Here is a 24,654-nt window from a genome sequence, read left to right as displayed (position 1 = left end):
CAATCGATGGCGGACTCGATGGCAACACCCGCCGCCAGAAGAACGCAAAAGCACCCGATGGACGCTTCATGACGGAGAAGGCACCCAGTTGAGCATGGGCGGCGCACCCTGCGGTGCAACGCATTAGAAGCCGCCTGGGTCTAGGCGTCGTACGGACGCGGCGCTGTATATCGGTACGATCAGCAACCCCAAAGAGTCGATCGGTGGTTGCAGGCAGGGCTACCCACGGCAAAAATGTCCTGTTACGCATGAAGTTCGGTGAAGTCGACCTGGAAACGTGCACCACTCGGAGTCAGTAATGAAACAATCCACCATTGGCCATGAGACGCCGCAAGTAACTGCGCGAGATAAAGTTACCGGGGTCGCTTTGTATGGCGGTGACCTCAAGATGCCAGGAATGCTGCATCTGAAGGTCCTACGGAGTCCGCATGCCCATGCTCGGATTGTGCGAATCGACACCGAAGCGGCCCGCGCCCTTCCGGGCGTCCACCTGGTTCTGACAGGCGAAGACACTCCGGAGCGTCTCTCCGGCGTCATGCACAAGCAGCATAGAATTCTTGCAACCGGCAAAGTTCGCTTCATCGGCGAAGAAGTGGTGGCGGTCGCTGCTGTCGATGAGGAAACGGCACGGGATGCGCTTGATCTGATACATGTCGAATACGAAGAACTGCCGGCGGTATTGAATCCCGACCATGCGTTGATGCAGGGCACGATCGAGGTTCATCAAGGCACCGGAAATATCGCGCACGAGTATGACATCTGTCAGGGAGACGTAGAAAAGGCCTTTGAGACCGCGGCCGCGGTTTATGAGGCGACCTACGAAACACATTCGCAATACCCCGGTTATCTTGAGCCAATGGCGACAGTTGCCTGGATGGGGGCCAACGACCGTCTCAATGTGTGGACGCCATCTCAGATGCCGTTCCTCCAGCGGATGAGGTTCGCGGAAGCGCTCGATCGTCCGGTGTCTACTATTCGGATCATTCAGGCGACGACCGGCGGAGGTTTTGGCGGGAAAACGGTGGAAGAATGCAATAGTCTCATTTGTGCGTGGGTGGCCACGAAAACACGTCGGCCTGTTCGATTCTTGAATAGTCGGCTTGACGATTTTCAGGGAGCTCGAGCAAGCGTTCCAGAGCGTATTTGGCTGAAGATGGGCGTCAACGCTGAAGGCATTATTGTCGCAAAGGATGTTCGTATCATCGCGGAATGCGGTGCGTACGCCGGTCTCGCTCCGGAAGTTCTTCAGGTATCAGTGATGCGAAGCGACAACATGCACCGCACACTCAAAAATGTTAGGTCGCACGCTACCCTGGTGTATACGAACTGCCCGCCGCGTGGCGCATTCCGGGGATTCGGCGGTACACAGATGACCTTCTGCGTGAGCAGCCACTTGAGCGTGCTCGCGGATAAGATTGGGATGGACCCGATTGACCTTCATACGTTGAATGCTGTGCGTTCTGGTGATGTCACCGTTCATGGGTTCGAGGTTGGAAGCAGCGGTCTAAGTGAGTGCCTGGCGCAAGTGCGCACAGCAATGAACTGGGACGAGAAAAGGCGCCGTCCGAAAGGAGCTGGAGCAAAACGTCGAGGCATCGGTATGGGTGCTGCGATCCACGTGAGTGGAAATCGAGCAATGGGTAATTGGGATGGCTCCACGATCGCGCTTAAGATTAATCCTGACGGTCGAGTGATGCTGTACACAGGCGAGGCCGACATCGGACAAGGCGCCAACACAATGCTAGCCCAAATATGTTCGCACGAGTTGTCGATCCCCATCGACCACGTTACTGTGATGCCGCTTGACACGGACTCCTCCCCCTACGGGCTCGGTTCCGTCGCTTCGCGAGTCACAGTCAACGGCGGCATGGCAGCTATAAAGGCCTCGAAGGAGGCCTTGGGCAAACTACTTGCACTGGCAGCGGACAAGCTAGGCGTGCCGGAAAGCGAACTGATGTTCCAAAATGGCGAGGTCATTAGTGAGTCGGCAGGTGCGACCGGCGCCGAACGGGCGCGGATCTCTTATGGCGACTTGGCTCGGATGCACATCTACCGCCACGGTGGCGAGGGGCTGCAGGTTACAGCAACTTACGACCCTCCGACTGTAATGGCGAACTCGCAGCAGTACGGTAACGTTGCGCCTGCCTATTCGTTCGCCGCGCAAGGCGTCGAGGTCGAAGTGGACGTTGAGACCGGAAAGGTTTCGATCGTCGACACATACATTTCCGATGACTGCGGCAAAGCGCTAAACCCGCTTGCCGTTCACGGCCAAAGCTGCGGGGCCGTTACTCAGGGCATTGGCTGGACCCTCTATGAGCAACTGCACTACCAAGATTGCCGTCTGATGAACGGGAATTTTGCTGATTACACAATGCCGACGGCGGATTCGATTCCTGAGATTCGATCAGGGATCGTCGAATCAAATGATCCTAATGGCCCTTACGGTGCTAAAGGGGCAAGCGAGACCGCAATCGTTCCAGGTGCCGGTGCGATAGCGAACGCGGTGTACGACGCCGTTGGGGTCCGAATCAACAGTTTACCTATCACGCCAGAGAAAGTCCTTGCAGGGCTCGCGGAACTGGCGAAATTCAAAGTGATTGAGACGGAGCCCGAACATGCGGGAATTTGAGTACCTAGAGCCCGCGTCGGTTCAAGAGGCATGCCACATGTTGGCGGATCACCAAGACGATTGTCGGATGATCGCCGGCGGAACAGCCCTGATGCTAGCTATGCGCCAGAGAATGCTAAGTCCCGCATACCTCATCTCTCTCGGGCGGCTTCGTAACCTTAAGGGTATATCGTACGACCCCCAGGCCGGACTGCGCGTGGGCGCACTGTCGCTGCATGCAGATATCGCGTCCTCAAAGCTAGTTCGGGAGAGATACCCAATGCTATCGGACATGGCTAGCCATGTCGCGAACCCGCAGGTGCGAAACCAGGGAACCATCGGAGGCAACTTATGCTATGCGGATCCAGCGACCGACCCACCAAGTTGCTTAATGGCCCTTGATGCTCGCATTTTGTTGGAGGGCGTCGGTAGGCAGAGAGAAGTCACGGTCGAAGAGTTTCTCGTCGACTACTATACGACTGCGCTGGAGCCCGACGAGGTCGTCACAGAGATTCGGATTCCGCCGGTGGAGTTTTCGGCTGGTCGCCATGTGCGATTTTTGCGTACTGCAGCCGAGCATCGACCGCTTGTGAACGTCGCCATCACTATCGCAAAGGAGGGGAACCTTTGTCGAGACAGCAGGGTGGTGGTTGGGGCGTCGACGCCTGTCCCAACGCGGGGCGTTCGTTGTGAAGCTTTTCTAGAGGGTAAGCCATTCACTGCGGAAGTCGCCGCCGAAGCCGCTGATATTCTTGCAAGCGAGATTCAACCGATATCTGACATGCGAGGAGTGGGCGACTATCGCCGGCAGATGATCAACGTGATCAGCCGTCGTTCGCTTGAGGACCTTTTTCAGACGTTAGACGTGGCGGAGGCAGCAAACTAGTGAAAACAAAAACGATCGAACTGATAGTGAATGGCCAACCCCACACTGTCGAAACGACAACTCGTCGGCTGCTTTCCGACCTCCTACGCGACGACCTGCATTTGACAGGCACCAAGCGTGGATGCGAGACGGGGGTCTGCGGAGCATGTACCGTCCTAGTGGATGGGGAGGCTGTGAAGTCCTGTTTGAACCTGGCTGTCCAGGCCCACGGCCGCGAGGTTACAACGGTAGAAGGGCTTGCTCAAGACGGTGTGCTCCATCCACTGCAAGAGGCTTTTATGGAGCACGGCGGGCTTCAATGCGGATATTGCACACCCGGCTTTTTGATGACAGCGTGCGCGATGCTGAACGACAACCCCAACCCCACAGAGGAGCAAGTAAGAGATGGGTTGAACGGAAACCTGTGTCGCTGTACCGGATATGTCGGAATCGTAGAATCAATATTGGCTGCAGCGGAGAAAATGCGTGGACTTTGAAAAACGGGTTGTCGTTGATGCACCGATTACGGAAGTTTGGGACCTTCTGCTTGATCCGCAGGTAATGGCGGGATGCGTCCCGGGTACGGAGTCGGTCGAGGTACTAAGTGACACCGAATATTTGGCGACGGTGAAAGTGAAGATCTCGTTCATCTCTGCGAGATTCACAACACGGACTACTGTATTGGAGACGAGGCCGCCCTATTACCTAAAGAGCGAGGGTACGGGAGAGGACTCTAAGGTGGGGAGTTCGCTTAAGCAATCTAGCGAACTGTCGCTTGCGGAGTTGCCCGATGAGCGCACCGAAGTAACGATGAAGATAAAGGTCGAAGTCTTCGGACGCCTGGGCAGCTTTGGTTTAACTGTCATGAAGACGAAGGCCGACCGGATGTGGGAGGAGTTCGGTGCGAACCTAAATGCACGTGCGAAGGCAGGGAAAGCGGCGGCCATCGACGTATCACCGGCGGTTGCATTGACCAGCGAGTCTGACAGGTTTTCCCAAAAAGCTGGTGGTAGTTCGTCGACACCGGATCGCACTGAGGTCCCTGTTGTTCCTGACGGGCGCTTATCGACACAACCGAATACTGTACGCGGCGCGCCGAAAGCTTCTTGGTGGACGAGATTGATGCCTGGTGCACGCGCGAATGGCGATCTGCAAGACTTGCAAAGGCTGTCTACCGACATCTATATTGAAGTGCAGAGAGAAAGCACCACCGTTAGAGTGCTTTGGCCCGCGCAGGATTCTCGTGACTGCGTCGCGTGGCTAAAAGACTATCTGAAGTAAGCATAGCCATTCCGATCGCGATGTCCGCCAGAGTTACGCTGACGACGTTGTGGTTTTTGCGACTCGTAGCTGTGACGGCTTCGGCACAGGTAAGACGGCCCCCGTCGCGTCGCTTGGCGATGACCGAAATCGTCGTGACTGCGACGGCGCCGCTCCCGAGCTTCACGTCACGCAATGATGGGCTCGACTATGCTCTCTTTACTCGCGCGTGGTATCCCGACCTGCGACTCTTCGCGCCGGTTGTGTGGGTATCGGGATGCCGTGCCCCAGGTGTGGCCGTTACCTGAAGATACGAGTCCCCGCTTAAAGACGGGCGCAAACCTTTCCTGCCGATTCCTCGTCCTGATAAGCGACTATGTTCGAACATATCGATGCTTACCCCGGCGACCCGATCCTGTCGCTGAACGAAAACTTTCAGAAAGATCCGCGCACCAATAAGGTCAACCTGAGCATCGGCATTTACTTTGACGACGAAGGCCGTTTGCCCGTGATGCAGGCCGTGCGCGAGGCGGAACTGTCGATCCTGAAAGGCCTCGGTCCAAAACCGTATTTGCCGATGGCCGGTTTCGCGCATTATCGCGACGCTGTGCAGGCGCTCGTGTTCGGCAACGACAGCCCGGCGCGCGCCGATGGCCGCATCGCGAGCGTGCAGACGCTCGGCGGATCGGGCGCGCTGAAGGTCGGCGCGGATTTCATCAAGCGCTACTTTCCGAAGTCGCAAGTGTGGGTGAGCGATCCGACGTGGGAGAACCATCGTTTCATCTTCGAGCGCGCGGGTTTCGAAGTGAACACGTATCCGTATTACGACGAAGCCACCGGCGGACTGCGCTTCGATGCGATGCTCGACGCCATCGACAAGCTGCCCGCGAAGAGCGTCGTGCTGCTGCACGCGTGCTGCCATAACCCGACGGGCGTCGATCTCGATCAGGCGCAATGGGTGAAGATCATCGACGTGCTGCAAAAGCGGGATCTGCTGCCGTTCGTCGATATGGCGTATCAGGGCTTCGGTTCCGGTCTCGACGACGACGCGTTCGCCGTGCGCGAACTCGCGCGCCGTGGCGTGCCGGCGTTCATCGCCAATTCGTTCTCGAAGAATTTCTCGCTGTACGGCGAGCGCTGCGGCGGCCTGCACGTCATTTGCGACGATGCCGCCGAAGCCGATCGCGTGCTCGGCCAGCTGACGAGCGCGGTACGCGCGAACTACAGCAATCCGCCGACGCACGGCGCGAAGATCGTCACGCATGTGCTGAACACGCCCGAACTTAAACAGTCGTGGGAAAAGGAACTCGCGTCGATGTGCCAGCGCATCGCGCGCATGCGTCAGGCGATCCACGACGGACTGAAGGATCACGTTCGCGGCGAGATGCTCACGCGGTATATCAAGCAGCGCGGCATGTTCACGTACACGGGTCTGGTCGCGGATCAGGCCGACCGGCTCAAGGAGGAATTCGGCGTGTACATCCTGCGCTCGGGCCGCATGTGCGTCGCGGGCCTGAACGACAGCAACGTGCAGATCGTCGCCGATGCCATCGGCAAGGTGCTGGCGGCGAAGTAGGTCTCTATGCGAGGCAGGCGAGCGCGCTTCGTTCCGCGGTTGGCCGTGGCTCCGTGTCACAGCCTTCTCGTCGTGACATTAAGCCATGGAGGTCCGCCGTTATCGCGAAATTCCTAAGATTCCATCGTTCGCCTTTTCACTGCTCCCCAATCTTTGACGGGCTAATCTGCGGAGAAAAGCCATCACCGATCTAGAGCATTAGATTACTTCCCTTTCGTCGCGTAGTACGCGCCAAACGATCCCGCCGCTGAGGCTGTCACCGCCGCGACGATTGCAACGGGAAGAAGAAAAGGTGGGGGGACTTTGCCGACAATCTGGAACACTCCAGTCAGAGCTCCAGCCAAGTCGGTAGCCACTATGGTTGCGGCTTGGGTGACGTCGGGATCTTTCAAGTTTTTCCGCACAGATCCAACACTCCTAGAGGCTATATTTTTTAACGCTGTCGCCACGTTTTCAGAATCCCTTCTTGCGTCTATCGCTATTTCAGAGATCTTCTTGCTTATAGTATCCAGAGTGGACGAGGTGAAAAGGACATCAATCATCTCGTGTAGACTTTGGCTATCATCTTTTTGTATTACATTTGCTACGACCAGATAATCGATTAGTCGGAGGAGCGAACTTCGCGAGGCCGGGTTGACAAATCCCCCCAGAACCTCTCTTATTTTGTCTAACCCTTTCTCATGGTTTTCCCCTGCTTGATTTGCGTCTGCCAGGGATCCTAATTCGAGAACCGGGTACTTGGACTCTTCCGAAATAGCGTCCGAAAGTACAAAAGGCGTTGTCACCGAAGCCACAAGAAAGCTACGCCTCAATTTTTTCGCGTCAGGCATGTGCAGCTCCGATGTTAATCGCGTTTGTGCTTTGCTGATGCGCGAATTTCATCTTCGGCTAGGCCCGCGTCCGGAAACGCAGGTGTCCTGTGCCGAAGCATCGCCGCAGTCTGCTGAGTACTGCAGAAGGTCACTTGAGTGTAGTGCGCGCTTGCAGGAATGCAAGCCGATGTTGCCGCACGATGGGACGGCTGGCTGTAACTGGAGGGCCGAGCCTGGCGGCACAATCGTGCTGCCGTGTTGCCAGCATCGCATTATCATAGCTGGTTTCCCGATTCCTGTTCAGCGTAGCGGATGTACACTCGACCGGCATAAGCCGACGGCTTGGCGGCCCTGTCGAATGATAAGTTTCGCTGTACCGCACTTCTCGCTCGGGATCTGTCCAGACCATCATTTTGTTTTGCCGGACGACCAACTCCGGCTGGCCTCCGCGTGTATAGACCCGCCCAGGCGCGCCAAAGCTGGCGTCTCGTGACTGATAACGACGAACCAGTATCAACGACGGACGAGTGTTTACGCCGAACCTTTGTTGACTCGGAATATGCTATTGCAGTTGACGGCCATTCCGCTCTTCGTTATCGGAAACATCCTCGTCTAGCCGGACAAGTACCCGACGATCCCGCAACGTTGAAGTTGCGGCGGCGTAACGGCCGCGCTTGGCGGACCGTTGCACGCAAGCGGGACAGTATTGGCAATCAGGTAGAGAGTTGACGGCATCGAGACTTCGAAGGCCGTCGCGGTGTACGGCTATTCCTCTCCACGCTTAATAAGATAAAAAATTTGGTTATTGACTTTGTTTGAGCGCTCGCTGTGGCGGCGACTGCTTCCCGTCTTGGCGCATGGGCAAGCCCATTAGCAACTCGTGCGCAGTTCGATCCGACGTGATCGCAGTGGAACCCGTCGGGCTTTATGCCGTATACAGCCACGGAGCTGGATGCGGAGCGGAAGGCTTCCGAACAACCAGCGGCGGATGCGCAGTACGGTCTGCCGTCAAACGGCACAGAGACGCTCGTAGCCGGTACGAGCGCCAAGCTCTGCCCATCAAACTAAGCTCGGAAGCATGCGCGCTTACCCGTTACTGCGTTGCTGCGTTGCGCGTGCGCAACATTTCGGTCAGCTCTCTTCGCCGGCGTGCCTTCTCCCCGCGCCAAAACCGGGCCCTGATGCTCGCGAAGCGGTCACGTGGGGCCGTCGCTCCTTCCTGACTTTCCCTAGGTTGGACGACCTGCAACCTCTTCGAATGCTGTGGTGGTTGTCACTGCTTTTTCTGCGCCTAAGAATGCTTCGAAACACACAATACATCAAGCATGATGGTCGAGTACGGCACCTCCCAGTAGGTTCTCATCTTCGCAGGGCAGGCAGACACGATGAATAATCAAAAGCCGCCGGCATTGCGCGATGCGTTCGAAGCCGTCAGATAAGGATCACTAACGTAGGCACAATGACACAATGAAAAGTCCATCCTATTTCGGCATCGCACTTGCCTCCCTGACCCTGATGTCAACAAGCGCTATGGCCCAGTCGTCCGTGACCCTATACGGAATGATGGACCTTGGGGTTCAGTACCTCACCCACACGAACGCGAATCGTGACAGTACCGTCGGCCTGCAATCGGGGAACACCTATCCGTCAAACTGGGGGCTAATCGGTCGAGAGGATCTTGGCGGAGGTTACTCAGCAATTTTTAGGCTTGAGAATGGCGTCAACCTTGCGAATGGCGCTCAGCAAAGCCCTACGTCGTTCTTCAATCGGAACGCCTACGTCGGAATCGATTCTCCCTTTGGGACACTGACGCTCGGCAGACAGTATAAGATCATGTTCGACATGACCGTGTACTACGACCCGATGTTCATGGCTCAATACTCGTTGCTGTCGGCCGGGCTGATTCCACAAACAAGTGGCGTAGCCAACGCAGTGAAATACAAGTCGCCGACGGTGGCCGGCTTCAGCGGCGAAGCAGCCTACTCATTCGGCCAACAGCAACCCGGCCACATGGCGGCCGGTACGTATATGGCTCTGGGGCTGGACTACCAAATCAGGTCGTTCTCGACACGAGTGGTTTATGAGCAGACCCGCGGTAGCTTCGCTACACCCGTCGACACATCGTCTCAAATCGATAAACGATTCAGCGCCGCTGCGAAGCTTCGCGTTGGAACGGCAACTTTATTCGCCGGCTTCCTCAACGTAAACGGTGATTTGCATCTTTCGCCGGTCGGGAACATGTACTGGGGCGGCGCATTCTATCAGGCCACGCCCACAATTGGCCTGTCTGCGTCAGTAGAACACTACCAAACTCGACAAGGCTTAGGCAATCCGAATTGGTTCATCCTCGAAGGTACCTACAACCTCTCTAAGCGAACGTCGCTATACGCCTTCGCGGGATATCTAGACGTAAATGGTGGACAACACTTCACGCTCAACTACCTTGACTCGACGTCGCCAGGAAATCTGAACCAGACCGGTGTGATCCTAGGCATTCGTCACCAGTTCTAGCTAGACGTGGATTGCGCGTGCGCGACCGTTCTCCCCAAAACACGAGGTCAAAATGAACAAAACACTCTCCCTGACAATTGCTGCGCTCGTATGCTTCCTCATCTTGTCGAACTCCGCACTCGCTCAAGAAACCGCAGGCCCGAACGTACCGGCTTCGACGTCGAAAACTGCCGATCGCGCCTTGGCTAAATCCGTACGGCGCGCGCTGGGAAGGGTAAAGGGGCTCGATCCGACGCGAGTCTACGTCCGAGCGAAAGGTGGCTCTGTGACATTGTCCGGCACCGTGCGTGATCAAGCGCAGATCGAGTTAGCCGAGAGCACCGCGAAATCCGTCGCCGGAGTCTCGTCCGTTAGCAACAAGATGACGATCTTCAACGAAGGCGGCAAGTAGTCTTTTGATGAGGTCCTCAAAGCCGTTTCGGCGTGCTAGGGGTGGGCTATTCCTGAGCTAACCGGGCACATTTCGCGGCGGCCAATCACAATTTACGGGACGGCGAGATGGACCTCATCGAAGCGATGACCATATTCGTAGAGGTTGCAGACACAGAGGGCTTCAACCGGGCGGCAGGGAAGCTTGGCATTTCAAAGTCGGCCGTTACACGCGCGATTAGTCAGCTTGAAGATCGATTGAACGTTCGGTTGCTGCAACGTACGACTCGCCGCGTGTCCCTTACCGAAATCGGTCGCACCTATCTAAACGAGTGCCGCGAAATCTTGAGTCACATCGCCATCACCGAGGCGAACGTTAGCAAGAGAAGCGCGGAGACCAAAGGAGAAATACGCATTGCTGTTTCGACATCTTTTGCTCTGGAGCGGCTTCCGCCGATCATCGCGGGTTATGTCGAGCAGTACCCGGATGTCATTATCCGACTAACGTTGCTTGACCGGGAGATCGACCTCGTAGACGAGGGGTTCGACGTGGCGATAGTACCAAGCAGGGCTGTCACATCCGAAACGTCGATCGTCAGAATAATTGCGACGTTTTCTAACATTGCTGTTGCGTCACCAGCGTACGTTCGTACCACCGGCTTACGCCTAAACGTCCCGCAAGATCTAACGGCGCAGTCATTTATTGGGCGAATGGTTGATGCGAAAGGGAGGAGGGTCACTTTCGCTGCTCATGACGAGACCCAGACGCTCCAGCTAGTCCCGCGCTTCACCGCAAACAACCTTTTGATGGTGCAGCGAATGACCGTCGAAGGGATGGGGTTTTCTTTACTTCCTCAGACGCTGATAGAGAGGGAGCTAAGGGCCAAGACAGTGGTGCCTCTAATGGAGGATTTCGACGTGCTGGAAGATCAAAGTAACATATGCCTCGCTTATCCCAGCCGGAAGTATCTGCGCGCTGTCACTCGGACGTTCGTTGATTATGTCGTTGGTTGGCCGCTAGCTGGGGGCCAGACTTAGCACCGAGTGCCGGCTGCACGCGTGCCTAAATAAAACGTTCAAAGCGCGCATCTTCCATGCATAGCAGGAACCCGGGCAAGGACGAAGGGTTTCACCGTTGTTGTGGCCCGGTCGAGGTCGACCAGGGCGTTGCATGAAGGACGGCTGATACCCAACTCCCAGTGCATTGGTCATTGCAGTTGTCCTTTGTGGTCCTAACAATAGCCTTTCCGCAAGTGGGTACCAGTAAGACTGATTCACTAGAACACTCTAGGGCAAGCGTAGCCTGTTCTTGCGGGCCGTCTCGCCGATGGAAGCGTTGTCGCTATTCGAACGTCCAATCCGGCTTACAACCCCGATGGTTCCGATGGCGCACAGTTCGACGGCGACCAATAATCGAGTTTTTACAAGCTTCGAACATGGACATCTCAGATACGACTACCGACATCAGGACGCAACACACGTCCACGGCATCTGTCCTTTCAACTCCTGCGGCAATATCAGCCCGTCTCGAGCGGCTGCCGTTCACTCGTTGGCACGCTAAGGTCCTTGGCGCGGTGGGCTTTGTGCATATGACCGACGCGTTCGACGCGTTGACAATTGCGTACGTGCTGCCCGTTCTAATCGAACTTTGGCACCTCTCCCCGGCACAGGCTGGCCTTCTTGTATCGGCCGGATATGTGGGCCAGACGATCGGTGCACTTACGTTCAGCGCTGCGGCAGAACGCTTCGGGCGCCTACGTTCGCTCAGGTGGGTGATCGTAGTGCTATCTCTTTTGAGTCTTGCGTCCGCGTACGCGCCTGGCTTTGTAATTTTCCTCATGATCCGCTTCTGCCAGGGTATTGGGCTGGGTGGGGAGTCGCCAGTCTCCGCGACATACATGAACGAGCTTTGCCCTGCGCGGATCCGCGGACGTTTGATTTTCGTTCTTCAGTCGACATTTGGCGTCGGCAACTTGCTTGCAGCCATCTGCGCACTCTCACTAATTCCCGCGTACGGATGGCAGGTGATGTTCTACATCGGAACCGCGCCGATTCTGCTCGCTGTGATCCTTCCGCGGATCGCGCCCGAGTCACCGCGTTGGCTTTCTATTAACAACCGGGCAACAGAAGCTGAAATGATCGTTGGGCGGATCGAGAGGTCGCTTCCCGAGCACGTGTTCGCAGCGCTGCCGCCGGTGTCGATGAGCGCGGAGCCCACGCGGACCCAAAAGGAATCGTTTCGGTCGCTTCTATCTTCCGCGTTCGTGCGCCGCACCGTAGTCGTCTGGGCGATGGCCTGTTGCTCTGGGTTGACTACATACGGCATACTGGTTTGGCTCCCCGCGCTGTATCGCACTGTTTACCACCTTCCGCTCGACGTATCGCTGCGATACGGCATGTTCAGCATGGTCGCAACTCTGTTAGGCGCCTTGTCTGGCATCTTCTTAATTGATCGTATCGGCCGGAAGAAGACTTTCTGCTTGGCGTTCACTGCGTCGGCGCTGCCGATGGCGTACTTGGCGCTGAACGGAACGCACAATTCAGCGGCGCATGTTGCGGTGCTTGCTTCCGCAAGCATCGCTATGATCGCGATCGTGCAATGCGGAATCTTCGTTTATGCGCCGGAGGTGTATCCGACGCGGATTAGGGCTCGGGGCGCTGGCGCTGCGGCAGCGCTCACCCGACTCTCTTCGGTAGCTGGTCCGCTGGTAATCGGGACACTGCTGACATATTTTCACGTTGAGGCGGTCTTCGGCTATCTTGCTGCGGTCGCCGTGACTGGTGCATTGGTCTTTGGTTTGTTCGGGGTCGAAACTCGCGGGAAAACGTTGGACGAGATATCTGCCTAATGCCCTGATACTCCGGACTATCAGACTTCAGGCGAGATCGGCGGTAATTCCAACAACCCGCGGTGGTGCGCCCGCGCGGCGCACTCGTGATAATTTTGGGCGCCGGGAGCACGCGTACCTAATCGCGGGTTCCTCCCGTTTCAGCGCTCGGGGAACCCGATTCGTGCCATGACTAACGAGATCGCGGTGTCGCGTAGACGTCGCCGGTACGAGGAAGAACGGTGGCTAACAAAGCGACGATCGATCCCCGTTGCGCACGCTTATCAACGGCTACGTGTGGCAACATGGTGACTGCACCCTAAAAGCGCCAGATACGAACCATGAGCCCAGCGAAGCACCGTCTGGACTAGCGATGCGCTGACTTTCTGCTTACACGAAGTTGGTCGGCTCCTAGGAAGGGGCGCTCGTGGTGGCCCGGCTCATTTTCGGTTTTCACGAGTGTCGAGCGCCTGTGGTAGGTCGTCGAATTGCAGTGTTGCAGTAAGTAAGCGATCCTAATTGCCGGAGCTCGACCTGCGGTGCGGCAGGCAGGTGGCAGTCGAAGTTAGACCAATAACGACGGAGATGTGGAATCATGGAACGAAGGCACTTCCTAACGAACGTGTCCGTCGGCGCCGTTGCGACTGGCATGTCCTTGACTGGCCATGCAAGTGTAGCGCGCCGAGATTCGAGACTAACATTTGTCTTCGTGCACGGCGCATGGCACGGAGGTTGGTGTTGGTCGAATGTTATAAGCTTGCTGGCGCGCCAGGGTGTTCAAGGGATCACTTTGGATCTTCCGGGGCACGGCCTGTCAGCACAATTTCCTGCTGCGTACGCTCCTGGGGCGCCTAACGCTGGAGGTCTTTCAACTGAGATTTCGCCGCTCGCCAGTATCTCGCTTGCAGATTACAGGGACCACGTTCTTGCTATTATCAGAGGGTTGGTCTCAGAGGGCCGTGGTCCGGTTGTGCTCGTGGGTCACAGCTTGGGCGGTGTGACGCTAAATGCGGTTGCAGAAGCTGAGCCAAGCCTCGTGAAGAAGTTGGTTTATTTGACCGCGTTCGTGCCGGTTGCGGAACCAACAGTACTTGATTACCTGCAGCAGCCAAATTTTGTTGGTTCAGGACTTCCGCCGCTGTTTTATGGCGATCCTAGCAAACTAGGCGCAGCACGGATCAATCCGAACTCTGGAGACGCTACATACGTCGCGCGAGTTCGTGACGCTCTCTACTCGGACGTACCACCAAGCGTTTTGAGTGCGACGCTCAATATGCTGACTCCAGACGAGCCGATTAGGGGGTTGTCTGACCCGGCGACGGTGTCACCGGGTCATTGGGGCACTGTACCTCGGACGTTCATTAGGTGCACAAGGGATAACGCGATTCCGCTCGCAGCGCAGGACCAAATGATAGCTGAAGCGAATAGGCTCACGCCGTACAATCCCTTCAGGGTGGAAACGTTAGACAGCAGTCACTCGTCGTTTCTCTCGCGACCGGCTGAGCTCGCCGATTTGTTGCTTGAGGCGGCGCAGTGACCGCGTCTGTACGCTTCCACGCCTCCGTCGATCTTAGAAATGTGCAGTGTGCCGCGTTCCATTTCGAGCTTGCAACTGGCGATCAAGGAAGTTGGGTCAAAGCGATAGTTTTCCTGTTCGCTAGCCGGGGTGAGAGGGAATGGACAGCGTGGATCTCGAAGTCCTGAAGAACAGCGCGCGATGGCTCGAAGAGGGACATCGCGTGCTGCTCGTGACGGTCGTGAAGACATGGGGCTCGTCGCCGAGACCCGAAGGCGCGATGCTCGCCGTGCGTGACGATGGCCACGTCGTCGGTTCGGTGTCGGGAGGATGCATCGAGGACGATCTCATCGATCGCGTGCGGCAGCGGGGCATCGAGCAGACGAAGCCGGAAGCGGTGAAGTACGGCATCAGCGCGGAAGAGGCGCATCGCTTCGGCTTGCCGTGCGGCGGCACGATCCAGCTCGTGCTGGAGCCGCTGACGATGGAAAGCGGCATCTCGGAATTGTGCGCGGCGGTGGAAAGCGGCAGGCTCGTCGCGCGCACGCTCGACATGGCCACGGGCGCGGCGCGCCTCGAACCGGCGCAGGCCACCGACGGCGTGCTCTTCGACGACGCGCATCTGCTGACGATTCACGGCCCGCGTTACCGGATGCTCGTGATCGGCGCGGGGCAGTTGTCGCGCTATCTGTGCAGTATCGCGGTCGGGCTGGATTATCAGGTGACCGTGTGCGATCCGCGCGAGGAATACACGGAAGAGTGGAATGTGCCCGGCACGACGATCGTGCGAACCATGCCCGACGACACGGTCATGGAGATGAAGCTCGACGAACGCTGCGCGGTCATCGCCCTCACGCACGATCCGAAGCTCGACGATCTCGCGCTGATGGAAGCGCTGAAGACGCCCGCGTTCTACGTCGGCGCGCTCGGTTCGCGGCGCAACAACGCGGCGCGGCGCGAGCGTCTGAAGGAGTTCGATCTCAGCGAGGCCGAACTGGCGCGGTTGCATGGGCCGGTAGGCATTTATATCGGCAGCCGGACGCCGCCGGAAATCGCGGTGTCGATTCTCGCGGAAGTGACGGCGGCGAAAAACGGCGTGTTGGTGCACGACCTGCTAAAAATAGAAGGCGCAAAAGCGGCGCGCGAACCCACATAGACGTCCCGCAAAGGCAGAGAGCCTTACGACTAACCGCGGTGAAGCAGCGGCAGCGCCCAAAAAATTCAGCCATAGCCTGGCGCATAATACCGCCTCGCTAGTCGCACCTGACGTGCGTTGCCCAACTCAAGTGCCTATCTTTAGCAAGGATATTGTCTTCCATACAGGAGCACCCGACTTGAGGGGCACACGTGTATCCGGTCTGCGCCGCCGGGGCCGTCTCTCCCGTCTTCCGACAAAAGAAACGCATGATGACGGCGACGATTCATTTGATGATCGTGAGCGACCCTGTTACCGTTGCATGCTGTCGGCGTTCTGCATCTTTTGTCTTGCGGTCACCGCCGCCTCCATAGCCTTGTCGCTTTTCAGGCGGATGCTTGAGACACGGTAGCGCGGCTGCACATGACTATTGCCAGTCGTCTGGCCCTGGCTCATTGCAGCTATCGACCCCCGCACTGTGTTTCGCAGAGCCCAAAGCGGCCCTTCGATAGGTATATGGCCCGCATCGGAACTCGAGAGGGCGCGAACGGTTCTATTACGACCGCCATCCATACCACCCAGGAGATTGGCCATGGATTGCCCGCTCCTGCGGTTTTTTCCAATTTCTATGCTAAAAAGAGATCGGGCTTGTAGTCGTACGTGCTCTCGATTCAAGTCCTGGACACCGTTTATCTCATGACGGTCGGCTTATCCGACAGGGCGAAGCAGTGTTTCCTCGGTCGGAGAAGAGGTTCGTGACGTTTGAACGCTTGGAAAAAAAAGGCCGACGCTTGGGCGTCGGCGAAAGGGCTCATTGCGAGCCCCTGAGAGACTTGTACTCCGAACCATCACCAGAGACCAATGGCAACCGATTGATATAGAAGCGGGCAAAACGGGTTCTCACAAGTCGTGAATTTTCTAGCGCCGAAGACCTGATAGTATTGCATTAGCAAGAAAATCGCATGGCGGTCTACTGGAGGTTGCGCTCCTTGCAAGAATCATTTCAAGCGCAGCCATCTTCGGCAATCCGTGCGGCGAGCCTAGTATCTCGAAGTGCTTGGGGACGGCGCACTGAGCCAGCGGGACCACGGCGAGCCCTGCTTCCGCCATCGATAATAGGCCGAGGAGACTGGGGCTCTCGAACGACGTTCGGTATCTGATGCCTCCGCTTTCAAGGCTGCGAAGCGCGTTCTCCCGCGCAACGCTCCCTGGCAAAAAAACGGCGATCGGCAAAGGCCTCTCTCGCCATATTTGCGCGGAAGTTGGTACAGCGGCCCATTCCATTGGTTCGAAACGGATGAACTCGCCCGACAGCCCCTTCACACGAGTGGCGCAGACAAGGTCCACTGAACCCTCCTTGACCATAGGAGCTAGCGCAACACTCGGCAAGCCAACGACCTGGATTTCGACTTTGGGATAGTTCGCAGAAAACTCCTTCAGGATTGGAGGAAGAAGCGACGAGGCGTACTCATCAGGCACCCCTATGCTTACGCGCCCGGTCACGTCGGGGCGCACGACAGCAGCCCAAGCTTCGTCGCGCATGGAAAGCATTCGACGAGCATAGGCGAGCAGGATCTCGCCATCCTGTGTTGGTACCACGCTTCGTGGCTTGCGGACGAAGAGCGACTTACTAAGCGCCTTTTCAAGCGCCTTGACTTGCATGCTGACGGCTGATTGTGATCGGCACACCGCCTTCGCAGCACGGCTAATACTGCCAGTGTCCGCCACAGCGACGATCATCGTCATTACGTCGAAGTCCAGTGTTCTTGGGCACAGGGACCTAACAACGCGACGGTTCTCGTACATACAGCTGCCTCGTGGGATCGATGGAACGGCTCCTCCGCGCGGCAGACAAGCGTAATGAGTGAAACTGGAACTGAATCCGCCACACGACTTTCACATCTTGTTGCGTTTGCCCAGAATGCGCGAGAAGTAGTTACGATCGGTGGAGCATTTTTAGACTCTAGGCACCTTTCGACTTACCTGTCGGCCTGGGACCCACTGGGGGTCCTTAGGTCAAAGGGGAGTGCAAGCAAGAAAGCCGGCGCGTAGCACATTGGTTGCGTGACTGCGAGCGCGCACTCGCTTTTCTTGCTTATATGTTCGGTATTCCGTTATGGGCACCAGAGCCATGCACTTAAGCATCATTTCGAGCTGTCGCTCGCGACAAATCACATCGAGCGTCGCCGGACTCTAGCAAGCAACGCTGGGGTGAAGCCTCATCAAAAATTGGCCCGCGCCACGCTCGGCCACCGTGAGATATGCAGCCCCTCGTCGGACCGCCAGAGGGGGGTGTCATCACACGCGTGCAGTTCGACCGGCCAATTGAAGAGTCCGGTTAAAACGAGCAAATCATCTTACCGAGATCCCGAAGCACTCGTGCCGTCGGTCACAGGGCCGTACTGTGAATCAATGGAACGCTCGGCGGCTACCTTGCGTTCAGCGGCCTGAAGGTTGAGAGGATAGTCTGCGCCCGAACTGCGCGACGGATTGTAGCCAGCCTTTTCCAGCGCGATGAGCTCCGCCTTGAGTTGAGCCCTCGTGACAGGTGTTGCGTTCTGTGCTGTTGCCATCCCTGACGACGCCAACGCGACCACAGCCATTGCAACCGTCACGACTTTATTGAACCGTTTCATATCTCACCTTTCGAAGTTTGAGCAACGCCGTCTTTTCTGGGCGGTGCAAGTGGTATGGAAGAAGTTTAAAAGGAGCCGCTAAACGAGAGAAGCCCACAGCCAAGGGACAGTTTGTCCCCAAAATGGCAACAATTGGGCGGGAAGAAAGATCGATCGGCATCGCGCGCCTGGCGGATGAGAGTCGCTGCACGGAAGTGCATGTACGAGTCTCGCTGAAAGCGCGGCAGATTTCGGGAAGGAGATCGATTGAACGATTTCTGTAAATGTCAGGTGAAGAAAGACGTAAGTCGAAATCTCGCGGGCGTACGCAACCGTATCAACACCACCATGACTGGTGGATTTCGGTTGTACCGAGTTGCCGTAAACCTTTCGTCCGCTTCAAAACTTCTTCACGATTTGGGATCCCAACCGCTTATACCTGGAATGACGGGCCGAAGGCATGTCCTCAAGGGCGTTATACGCGCTCTAGGTCGTTTGAGCCTTGTATTTAAGGAAAGCAATACCTATAAAGCGTTAGCGAGCTTATTTTTTTGACTCGTCCTTGTTGTTACCGCGCGATTACTGAGTAAAGGGTGGCCACAATGCTAAGAAGCAGGCTCTGTTGGTTCACGTTACTCTCGGTTCTGCAGGCCTGTCAGACCCTTCCACTTCCCGAGAGCGCAGGCGAACGAAACTCTAGATTCACCTACATACCGATTGATCCATTGCCGACCACCGCGAGCTTGGGAGATAGTTGCCCAGACGGATATTCGGTCGAGCCATATATGGACCTATTTCCAGACCAGGCGGTGCGGATAGCGATTGCATCGTTCGACGTGCAAGGGAATTTGTCGATTGGTCCAGCCGCAAAGTTCGGGACGGAAAACAATATTTATCAGGTCACCCTAGACTTCATTTCTGTGGATACCAAGAATGCGACGGTATTTGTTGAAGGTATTACCGCGACCGGGAGAGGCGCGGCCCCCTCCGGTGTAGCTAAGCCGGCTTACAGAATCACAAAGGACCCGGATAATCCGGCTTGGGCAAGCTACGATAAGAACAAAAGCTACCCTACATCAAACTTGGGAGAACCGGTTGCGGTCCCTGTCTACGTCGGCGTCGGGTTGCGCCTGATTGCTACCGTTCGCGTGCTTAAAGGCACTGTCAATCTTTCTAGTCTTTCGTCGATAACAGCGGGCGTCGAATCCGGAAAAGCGACTGGTTCGCTAGTGGTACAAACGCTGGGAGTCTCTGGCTCAAAGATTTCGGCTATGCTCCCAATGCCGAGCGAGCTGAATCAGACAACAATACAGAATGCAATTTTGGCGCTCGGGTCTATTAAAGCATTGTTATTCGATCCGACTACACACGTCGTACCGCGCGTCGTCGGAATCTACAACCCGATTGGCGGTGGCGAGGCTACCGTTAACCAGATAGTCTCAATCTTGGCCGAGGACAAACTAGTTGTCGAGGGCGAGTGCATACAAAACGACGTGACGGCTCGGCAGGCGCAGGCTGCGTCTTCGCCTGCCGGAGCGGTAAAGCCTCCCATAAAAAGCACGCCAGCTAAACGCGCGATGCCTCGATAGATTGGTTTACCAGCTTGAGTACGGAGATTCGCCTTCTTCAACCGAAGACAACCGGATCTGAGAACGATGCCATCAGTCAGTCAAGAATGTCAGCGAATGTCGACTTCGTCACCTGTGCTTTCTTTCGGCAACTGGAATTGGACGACGTGTCATGCCTAGGTGGTTCGTGTGGGCTGCGTCCGTAGCTAAGATCATTGCACAGGATGTCGGGCGAGTGTGTGTGCTGTGGGCAGAAGCTCATTAGCCCTTGTTGGTGAACGACATGATTACCTGTATAGTTGTAACAAGACGATCCGGTTCTACACTAGGCGTGTACGGTACCATCCAGATTACCTGCTGAACCGATACGGCGACGAGAGACCTCAATTCTAAAGATTTTCAGACGGCAGGTACGTTCCTGCCTTCGCCCACATTGATACCAAGAGATGCGGTTGGCATGGCTTTGATATTGGATAGACGCCAAAACGGCGATCCTGGGGTTCACGTAATTCTAATCGGCGTCGGAACCTTTGCCAATGCCAGGGCTGCAGACCTCTTGAGGGAGGATGCGCCGAAGGGCGGCTTCGCCGATCTGGAGACACCGCTTCATTCAGTTGAGGCGTTCGCGGAGTGGCTGCGGACAGAGCTAGACGTAGCTGACACGCCGCTCCACACACTGCGAGTTCTGGCGTCCTCTGCAAGCCGCACTTCTCGCCTCGGCGTCACGTCGCCAACGTTCAAAAACATTGCGGACGAGGTTGGGGAGTGGTCTGAGGATGTCGACTCCCACGAGGACAACCTAGCCATTTTCTATTTTTGCGGTCATGGACTGCTCATTGGGGAGACACAGCTTCTCCTGGCGGAGGACTTTGGCTCGAATCCCCGCGCGCCATTCGAGGATTCTATTGAGCCGGAGCTGCTGGCAAACGCCATGCGGCAAATGCAGGGACGCCGTCAGCTTTTCCTTATCGATGCCTGTAGCACAGAGGTCCCGTTTTCGCGGCGCTATGAGAATGTGCGCTCGAGGACCATCGTGCAAGAGGCGCAGAATCAAAACCTGGCCAAGTCGGAGCAGTGCCTCATTCGCGCAAGCAAGCTGGGCACCCGTGCATTTGGTTCCGCAAGTGGCCCGTCCTTGTTTATGGATGCATTCCTACGAGCGATGAAGGGCGCGGGCGCCGTGTCGGCGCAAAGACGGCAATGGGTGATCCATACTGATATGCTGAAGTTGGCGCTTTCATGGCTTATGCAGTTGCGGCCCGAAGGTCAAGGCCAGGAGGTTTCCTTTGGAGGCGGCACTTTATCGAGTAATGTTTCGTTCCACACGCTGTCAGGTGACCCATTGGTGCCTGTACGCGTACTTTGCGAGCCAAGAGAGCTTGAGGCAGTGAGCGCATTGCACGTGGACAGTGCTCAGCACAGCGCCGCCGGCAATTGGCCAGAAAGCTTCGACATTGAACGCCGCGCCCATGATTTCGAGGCGATAGAGACGACTGCCGAAGGTGCGAAGGTTCATGGCCAAGTGCTACAGGAGGTGATTGGGCCGCCATTCGTGAACGTGTATATACCGTGCTAGGAGGAAACCCGTGAGTACGGTGGTTCATTTCGATTTCGGCGCAGGGCAGCCACGAGGCACAAGACTGCCAAGGGTCGCACTAGCCGACGTGTTCGAACTCTATGGCGGTAACGCTGACGAGCGACTTGTTGCCGGAAGTGTTGTCGTCGATCTTGATTTGCGCGATGGTAGGGCGCCCACTCGAGTTAATGTCAGCCCGGGCGCTTTTCTAGTTCGCATTCGGACCCCCGACGGCCGACTCTTAATGCGACAGGTAAATGTCGAGCCCAGTCGCGACCCCGCACTCGTTTTCTTGCCGAAGCAGCGGGCCCCAAGGCCGGAGAAACAACAGAAGGCGGTCGATGACTTGGTTGTCGTGCGCTCCGCCTCGCCGGATGGAGTTTTCGACGCGGACAACTTCAGGAAGCCGGCAGTGCCTCGGGACTGGTGGTCTGCACTATCAATGGCGAACACGACCGAACCGGTAACCATCTCAAACCTGCCAGGATTTCACGCCAGTGAATTAGTAGAGCCTCGGTACGACTACATGGGCATCGCGCGACTCCAAGCAGAGCCTCTTGAAGAACTGCTGTCTTCGGATGGACCGGCGCATGACGTCACGGCGAGGCTTGTCGGCGACATCGCTGCTGTACAAGGCGCGAAATTACGCGGCAATCGTGAGTCGCCGTTTGCCAAGTGGAAATTACCGGTGCGCAATCGTGAACTGATAGGGAAAAGGTCTGATGAAGGAAAGGGGGCACGATATTTTTCTTTATCTTATCGCGCTGAGGAGCGGCTTACCCCCCTTCAGGTTGCATGTGTCCCGGGTAGGTGGGAGAAGCGAGATGGAAAGCTTGCAGACGTCTACGCGCACCACTATGAGCGCGACATCGGCGTTGCGTCGACCCGAGCTCTCCGCGTCGAAGTTGATGACCCGGACCTTGGCGGCCTCTTAGACTTTCTGCAACAGGGAGATTTGAGCGGTTCAACTCGAATGCTGAATAATGCGACCGAGCTCCTCTACCGAAAATGGCAAAATCCGTACGCATCTGCTGCGGCAGGATACGTGCTTGTGCAAGCGGGCCAATGGCAAGGGGAGAGTGTGAACTGGACGCAATGGGTGCTCAACCTGGCGCACAGGTATCCGCGCCTAACGGACGGTGCAATTTTGTTCACGACATTGCTGCTGCAGGGTCGGTCTGACACCTTGACGAACCTGCACTACGAGGGAGGAAGCAAAAATCGTTTTAGAAGTGCCATAAGCGCCGCGTTCGAGGCCGTCCGTAGAGGTCCTCCTCTTTATCGCCACGGACTCAAAATGATGGCGACTAACCTTGCAATTCTTGAAGGGGAAGTGGGACGCGAATCGATGGGATTTTCGGAGGGCAAGCGACTAGCGAAATTGCTCGACTGCGAAGACACCTCCTGGAATGCGGCGTTCGGTGGGAATGCTGTTTGCCTATCGGCTGGTGACGTTCCGGTGCGTAAGACGCTACCAGCCTCCAAAGCTGCTATCACCATTCTTTCGCCCTCGATGAAGGCACTTGCCGATCTGAGGCGCCCGTGGGACATATGGGAGGAGCGTCAGAAACAAATGGCAGGAAGGCCCATCAACGCAGAAGGTGCAACAGCTGGACAGTACGCACAAGACATCGAGATTCTAAGTGTCGCGCCGCTTAGCATTCCGGATTTGGCAGATACAAAGACTAGGACAGATAGCTCGGTAACGAACGGCAGCTCCATCGCTTTCATCTTCGAGTATGGTGGTTTCCGGATCTTACTGGGCGGGGATGCGCATGCCAGTGTGCTGCTCAAGGCCGTCACGAAGCTCCCGGCAGAGATGTTAAACCTTGACGTGTTCAAGCTTCCTCATCACGGGAGCGCAGCCAACGTGACTAAACGGCTGGCGATGAAGCTGCCGGCTCAAAAGTACTTGCTGACAACGGACGGCGAGCGCCACGGCACTCACCCCAGTGACGTCGCGATCGCACGCGCCTTGACCGTCACGCCTGACGCCGAGCTGCTATTCAACTATCCGAATAAGGCATATGAGCGTTGGGCGAACAGACCTTCTGAAAGTGGCTATCCGTTCAAGGTACGGGCCGGGGGCGGCGACGAGGGTATCCGTGTCCGCCTAGAGTGAGCCCGGCCCTAAGAGTCGCCTCGACCGTCGATGTCTGCTTTCCCCCGCTTGTAGTGTCGCCCCTGGCGCGTCTCGTGCGGGCATTGTTCGGTCGTTCAGCGCGCGCGTGCGTCGAGAAGAAGTGAAGAAGGCGGGCGCCCGCTGATATACGCGATTATCGATGAAGACAGCTAGCTTCCGAGTTTGCTTGCATGGCGAAGTGGTGCAGGGAACAGGAAAATGGGAATGCCAACAGGTGACGACATCGACGTTCGCGCGTCACCGCGAAGACAAGTGCGACCTTGGGCCGAGCGAATAATCTGGCCCGTCGGCCGGCTTCGGCCTTACAAATCCATTGCCGTTCGCAACCCGACGCCGCTGTCGGGCGTTGATATTGACATGGATTTCTCAACGGTCTTGAATACCGCGACGGCTTCGCTTAGCCGCCCGGCTTCGTCTTCCATAGCGCCGGCGGCCGCCGCTGCCTCTTCGACGAGCGCAGCATTCTGCTGCGTAACTTCGTCCATTTGCGAGATGGCCTGGTTTAGCTGTTCAATACCGCGGCTCTGCTCATTTGACGCCGATGCGATCTCGCCCATAATATTTGTCACGCGCTGAATAGCGGTTCCTACCCGTTTCATCGTTTCGCCGGCATTTCTTACTAACTCGGCCCCTACCTGCACCCGGCCGCCGGACGTCTCGATCAATTGCTTGATCTCTCTAGCGGCGGCGGAAGAACGCTGGGCAAGGTTGCGTACTTCGCCTGCCACCACGGCGAATCCGCGGCCCTCGTCGCCAGCTCGCGCCGCTTCGACGGCGGCATTCAGTGCCAGTATGTTGGTTTGAAATGCGATGCCTTCGATGATTTCGATAATGTTGCCGATTTTCAGGGAACTGTCTTCGATCTCCGTCATTGTCTCCATTACGTGATCCACTATGGCGCTTCCTTGATCGGCCACGACTCTTGCGTCGTCAGCTAAACCGCTCGCCTCCATTGCGTTTTGCGCGTTTTGCTTCACGGTGGCCGTCAGCTCTTCCATGCTCGCGGCAGTCTCTTCGAGCGACGCCGCCTGCTGCTCGGTTCGCGACGACAGGTTCAAATTACCTGCTGCGATCTCTTTGCTGGCGTGGAAAATGGCGTCACTGCTAGTCCTAACAGTGGCTACGGTTGAGACCAATCTGTGCTTCATGGCAGCGACGCCGGCGAGCAATCGACCCATCTCGTCTTGCGAATTGAGTAAGCGACTCGGCTGGGCCAGTTCCTGATTCGCGCGCGCGTGAGGCATGATGGTGCTGTCGTGGTGGAATTCGTAT

Annotated in this window: 18 protein-coding genes; 14 read left to right on the top strand and 4 right to left on the bottom strand. The window is 56.7% G+C overall.

Translation table 11 applies throughout. The features are described 5' to 3' along the window. Nucleotides 1–298: 298 nt before the first annotated feature. From AWB76_RS37265 to AWB76_RS37250, 5 genes are all read left to right on the top strand, one after another. The gene (locus tag AWB76_RS37265) at nt 299–2,629 is read left to right on the top strand and encodes a xanthine dehydrogenase family protein molybdopterin-binding subunit (protein WP_061165090.1); all 2,331 of its coding nucleotides are present in this window, start codon (nt 299–301) and stop codon (nt 2,627–2,629) included. Then, entirely contained in the window at nt 2,616–3,494 is an 879-nt protein-coding gene (locus AWB76_RS37260; RefSeq protein WP_061165089.1) for an FAD binding domain-containing protein, read from the top strand. Before AWB76_RS37265 ends, AWB76_RS37260 begins: the two co-directional genes overlap by 14 nt. Next, nucleotides 3,494–3,970: a (2Fe-2S)-binding protein gene (locus AWB76_RS39920; RefSeq protein WP_074171494.1), complete on the top strand. Its 477-nt coding sequence runs from the start codon at nt 3,494–3,496 to the stop codon at nt 3,968–3,970. The genes AWB76_RS37260 and AWB76_RS39920 overlap by 1 nt, the downstream gene beginning before the upstream one ends. Next, on the top strand, nt 3,960–4,754 hold the full coding sequence (locus tag AWB76_RS37255) for an SRPBCC family protein (protein WP_061165088.1): 795 nt from the start codon (nt 3,960–3,962) through the stop codon (nt 4,752–4,754). Before AWB76_RS39920 ends, AWB76_RS37255 begins: the two co-directional genes overlap by 11 nt. 355 nt (nt 4,755–5,109) lie before the next feature. Then, the gene (locus tag AWB76_RS37250) at nt 5,110–6,309 is read left to right on the top strand and encodes an amino acid aminotransferase (RefSeq protein WP_061165087.1); all 1,200 of its coding nucleotides are present in this window, start codon (nt 5,110–5,112) and stop codon (nt 6,307–6,309) included. Between the two features lie 203 nt (nt 6,310–6,512). Here the strand turns inward: AWB76_RS37250 and AWB76_RS37245 are convergent, their stop codons facing one another. Then, complete coding sequence (locus AWB76_RS37245; protein WP_061165086.1) at nt 6,513–7,139, bottom strand: hypothetical protein; 627 nt, start codon at nt 7,137–7,139, stop codon at nt 6,513–6,515. Nucleotides 7,140–8,588: 1,449 nt separating this feature from the next. On the opposite strand from AWB76_RS37245, the gene AWB76_RS37240 reads away from it, so the two are divergent. The 6 genes from AWB76_RS37240 (at nt 8,589) to AWB76_RS37215 (ending at nt 15,501) form a co-directional block, all read left to right on the top strand. Then, the gene (locus AWB76_RS37240; RefSeq protein ID WP_074171493.1) at nt 8,589–9,632 is read left to right on the top strand and encodes a porin; all 1,044 of its coding nucleotides are present in this window, start codon (nt 8,589–8,591) and stop codon (nt 9,630–9,632) included. A 52-nt stretch (nt 9,633–9,684) separates the two neighbouring features. Beyond that, the gene (locus AWB76_RS37235; RefSeq protein ID WP_063936443.1) at nt 9,685–10,023 is read left to right on the top strand and encodes a BON domain-containing protein; all 339 of its coding nucleotides are present in this window, start codon (nt 9,685–9,687) and stop codon (nt 10,021–10,023) included. Nucleotides 10,024–10,130: 107 nt separating this feature from the next. Then, the gene (locus AWB76_RS37230) at nt 10,131–11,039 is read left to right on the top strand and encodes a LysR family transcriptional regulator (RefSeq protein WP_061165084.1); all 909 of its coding nucleotides are present in this window, start codon (nt 10,131–10,133) and stop codon (nt 11,037–11,039) included. Between the two features lie 398 nt (nt 11,040–11,437). Continuing rightward, nucleotides 11,438–12,850: an MFS transporter gene (locus AWB76_RS37225; RefSeq protein ID WP_061165083.1), complete on the top strand. Its 1,413-nt coding sequence runs from the start codon at nt 11,438–11,440 to the stop codon at nt 12,848–12,850. 574 nt (nt 12,851–13,424) lie between these two features. Next, nucleotides 13,425–14,366, top strand: a complete 942-nt coding sequence (locus AWB76_RS43185) for an alpha/beta fold hydrolase (protein WP_082864622.1) — start codon at nt 13,425–13,427, stop codon at nt 14,364–14,366. 139 nt (nt 14,367–14,505) lie between these two features. Beyond that, a complete protein-coding gene (locus AWB76_RS37215; protein ID WP_061165081.1) occupies nt 14,506–15,501 on the top strand; it encodes an XdhC family protein in 996 nt (331 codons plus the stop codon). Between the two features lie 897 nt (nt 15,502–16,398). Here the strand turns inward: AWB76_RS37215 and AWB76_RS37210 are convergent. Next, nucleotides 16,399–17,220 (bottom strand): LysR substrate-binding domain-containing protein, encoded by an 822-nt coding sequence (locus AWB76_RS37210; RefSeq protein WP_208606662.1) that lies wholly within the window; start codon nt 17,218–17,220, stop codon nt 16,399–16,401. Between the two features lie 617 nt (nt 17,221–17,837). Then, the gene (locus AWB76_RS37205) at nt 17,838–18,116 is read right to left on the bottom strand and encodes a DUF4148 domain-containing protein (protein ID WP_061165080.1); all 279 of its coding nucleotides are present in this window, start codon (nt 18,114–18,116) and stop codon (nt 17,838–17,840) included. Between the two features lie 764 nt (nt 18,117–18,880). On the opposite strand from AWB76_RS37205, the gene AWB76_RS37200 reads away from it, so the two are divergent. The 3 genes from AWB76_RS37200 to AWB76_RS37190 all read left to right on the top strand — a co-directional run bounded on the left by AWB76_RS37200 (nt 18,881) and on the right by AWB76_RS37190 (nt 23,361). Next, the gene (locus AWB76_RS37200) at nt 18,881–19,684 is read left to right on the top strand and encodes a hypothetical protein (protein WP_061165079.1); all 804 of its coding nucleotides are present in this window, start codon (nt 18,881–18,883) and stop codon (nt 19,682–19,684) included. 436 nt (nt 19,685–20,120) lie between these two features. Next, nucleotides 20,121–21,239, top strand: coding sequence for a caspase family protein (locus AWB76_RS37195; protein WP_061165078.1), 1,119 nt, complete (start codon nt 20,121–20,123; stop codon nt 21,237–21,239). 442 nt (nt 21,240–21,681) lie between these two features. Continuing rightward, on the top strand, nt 21,682–23,361 hold the full coding sequence (locus tag AWB76_RS37190; protein WP_157696315.1) for a ComEC/Rec2 family competence protein: 1,680 nt from the start codon (nt 21,682–21,684) through the stop codon (nt 23,359–23,361). 323 nt (nt 23,362–23,684) lie between these two features. Here AWB76_RS37190 and AWB76_RS37185 read toward each other — a convergent pair. After that, nucleotides 23,685–24,654, bottom strand: a 970-nt coding sequence (locus AWB76_RS37185) for a methyl-accepting chemotaxis protein (RefSeq protein ID WP_244173673.1), incomplete at its 5' end; no start/stop codon positions are given.

The sequence above is a fragment of the Caballeronia temeraria genome (genome assembly GCF_001544795.2).
In the GTDB taxonomy this organism is placed as follows: Bacteria; Pseudomonadota; Gammaproteobacteria; order Burkholderiales; family Burkholderiaceae; genus Caballeronia; species Caballeronia temeraria.
Note: the sequence above shows the minus strand (reverse complement) of the source record. Positions and strands in the feature narration are given on the sequence as shown.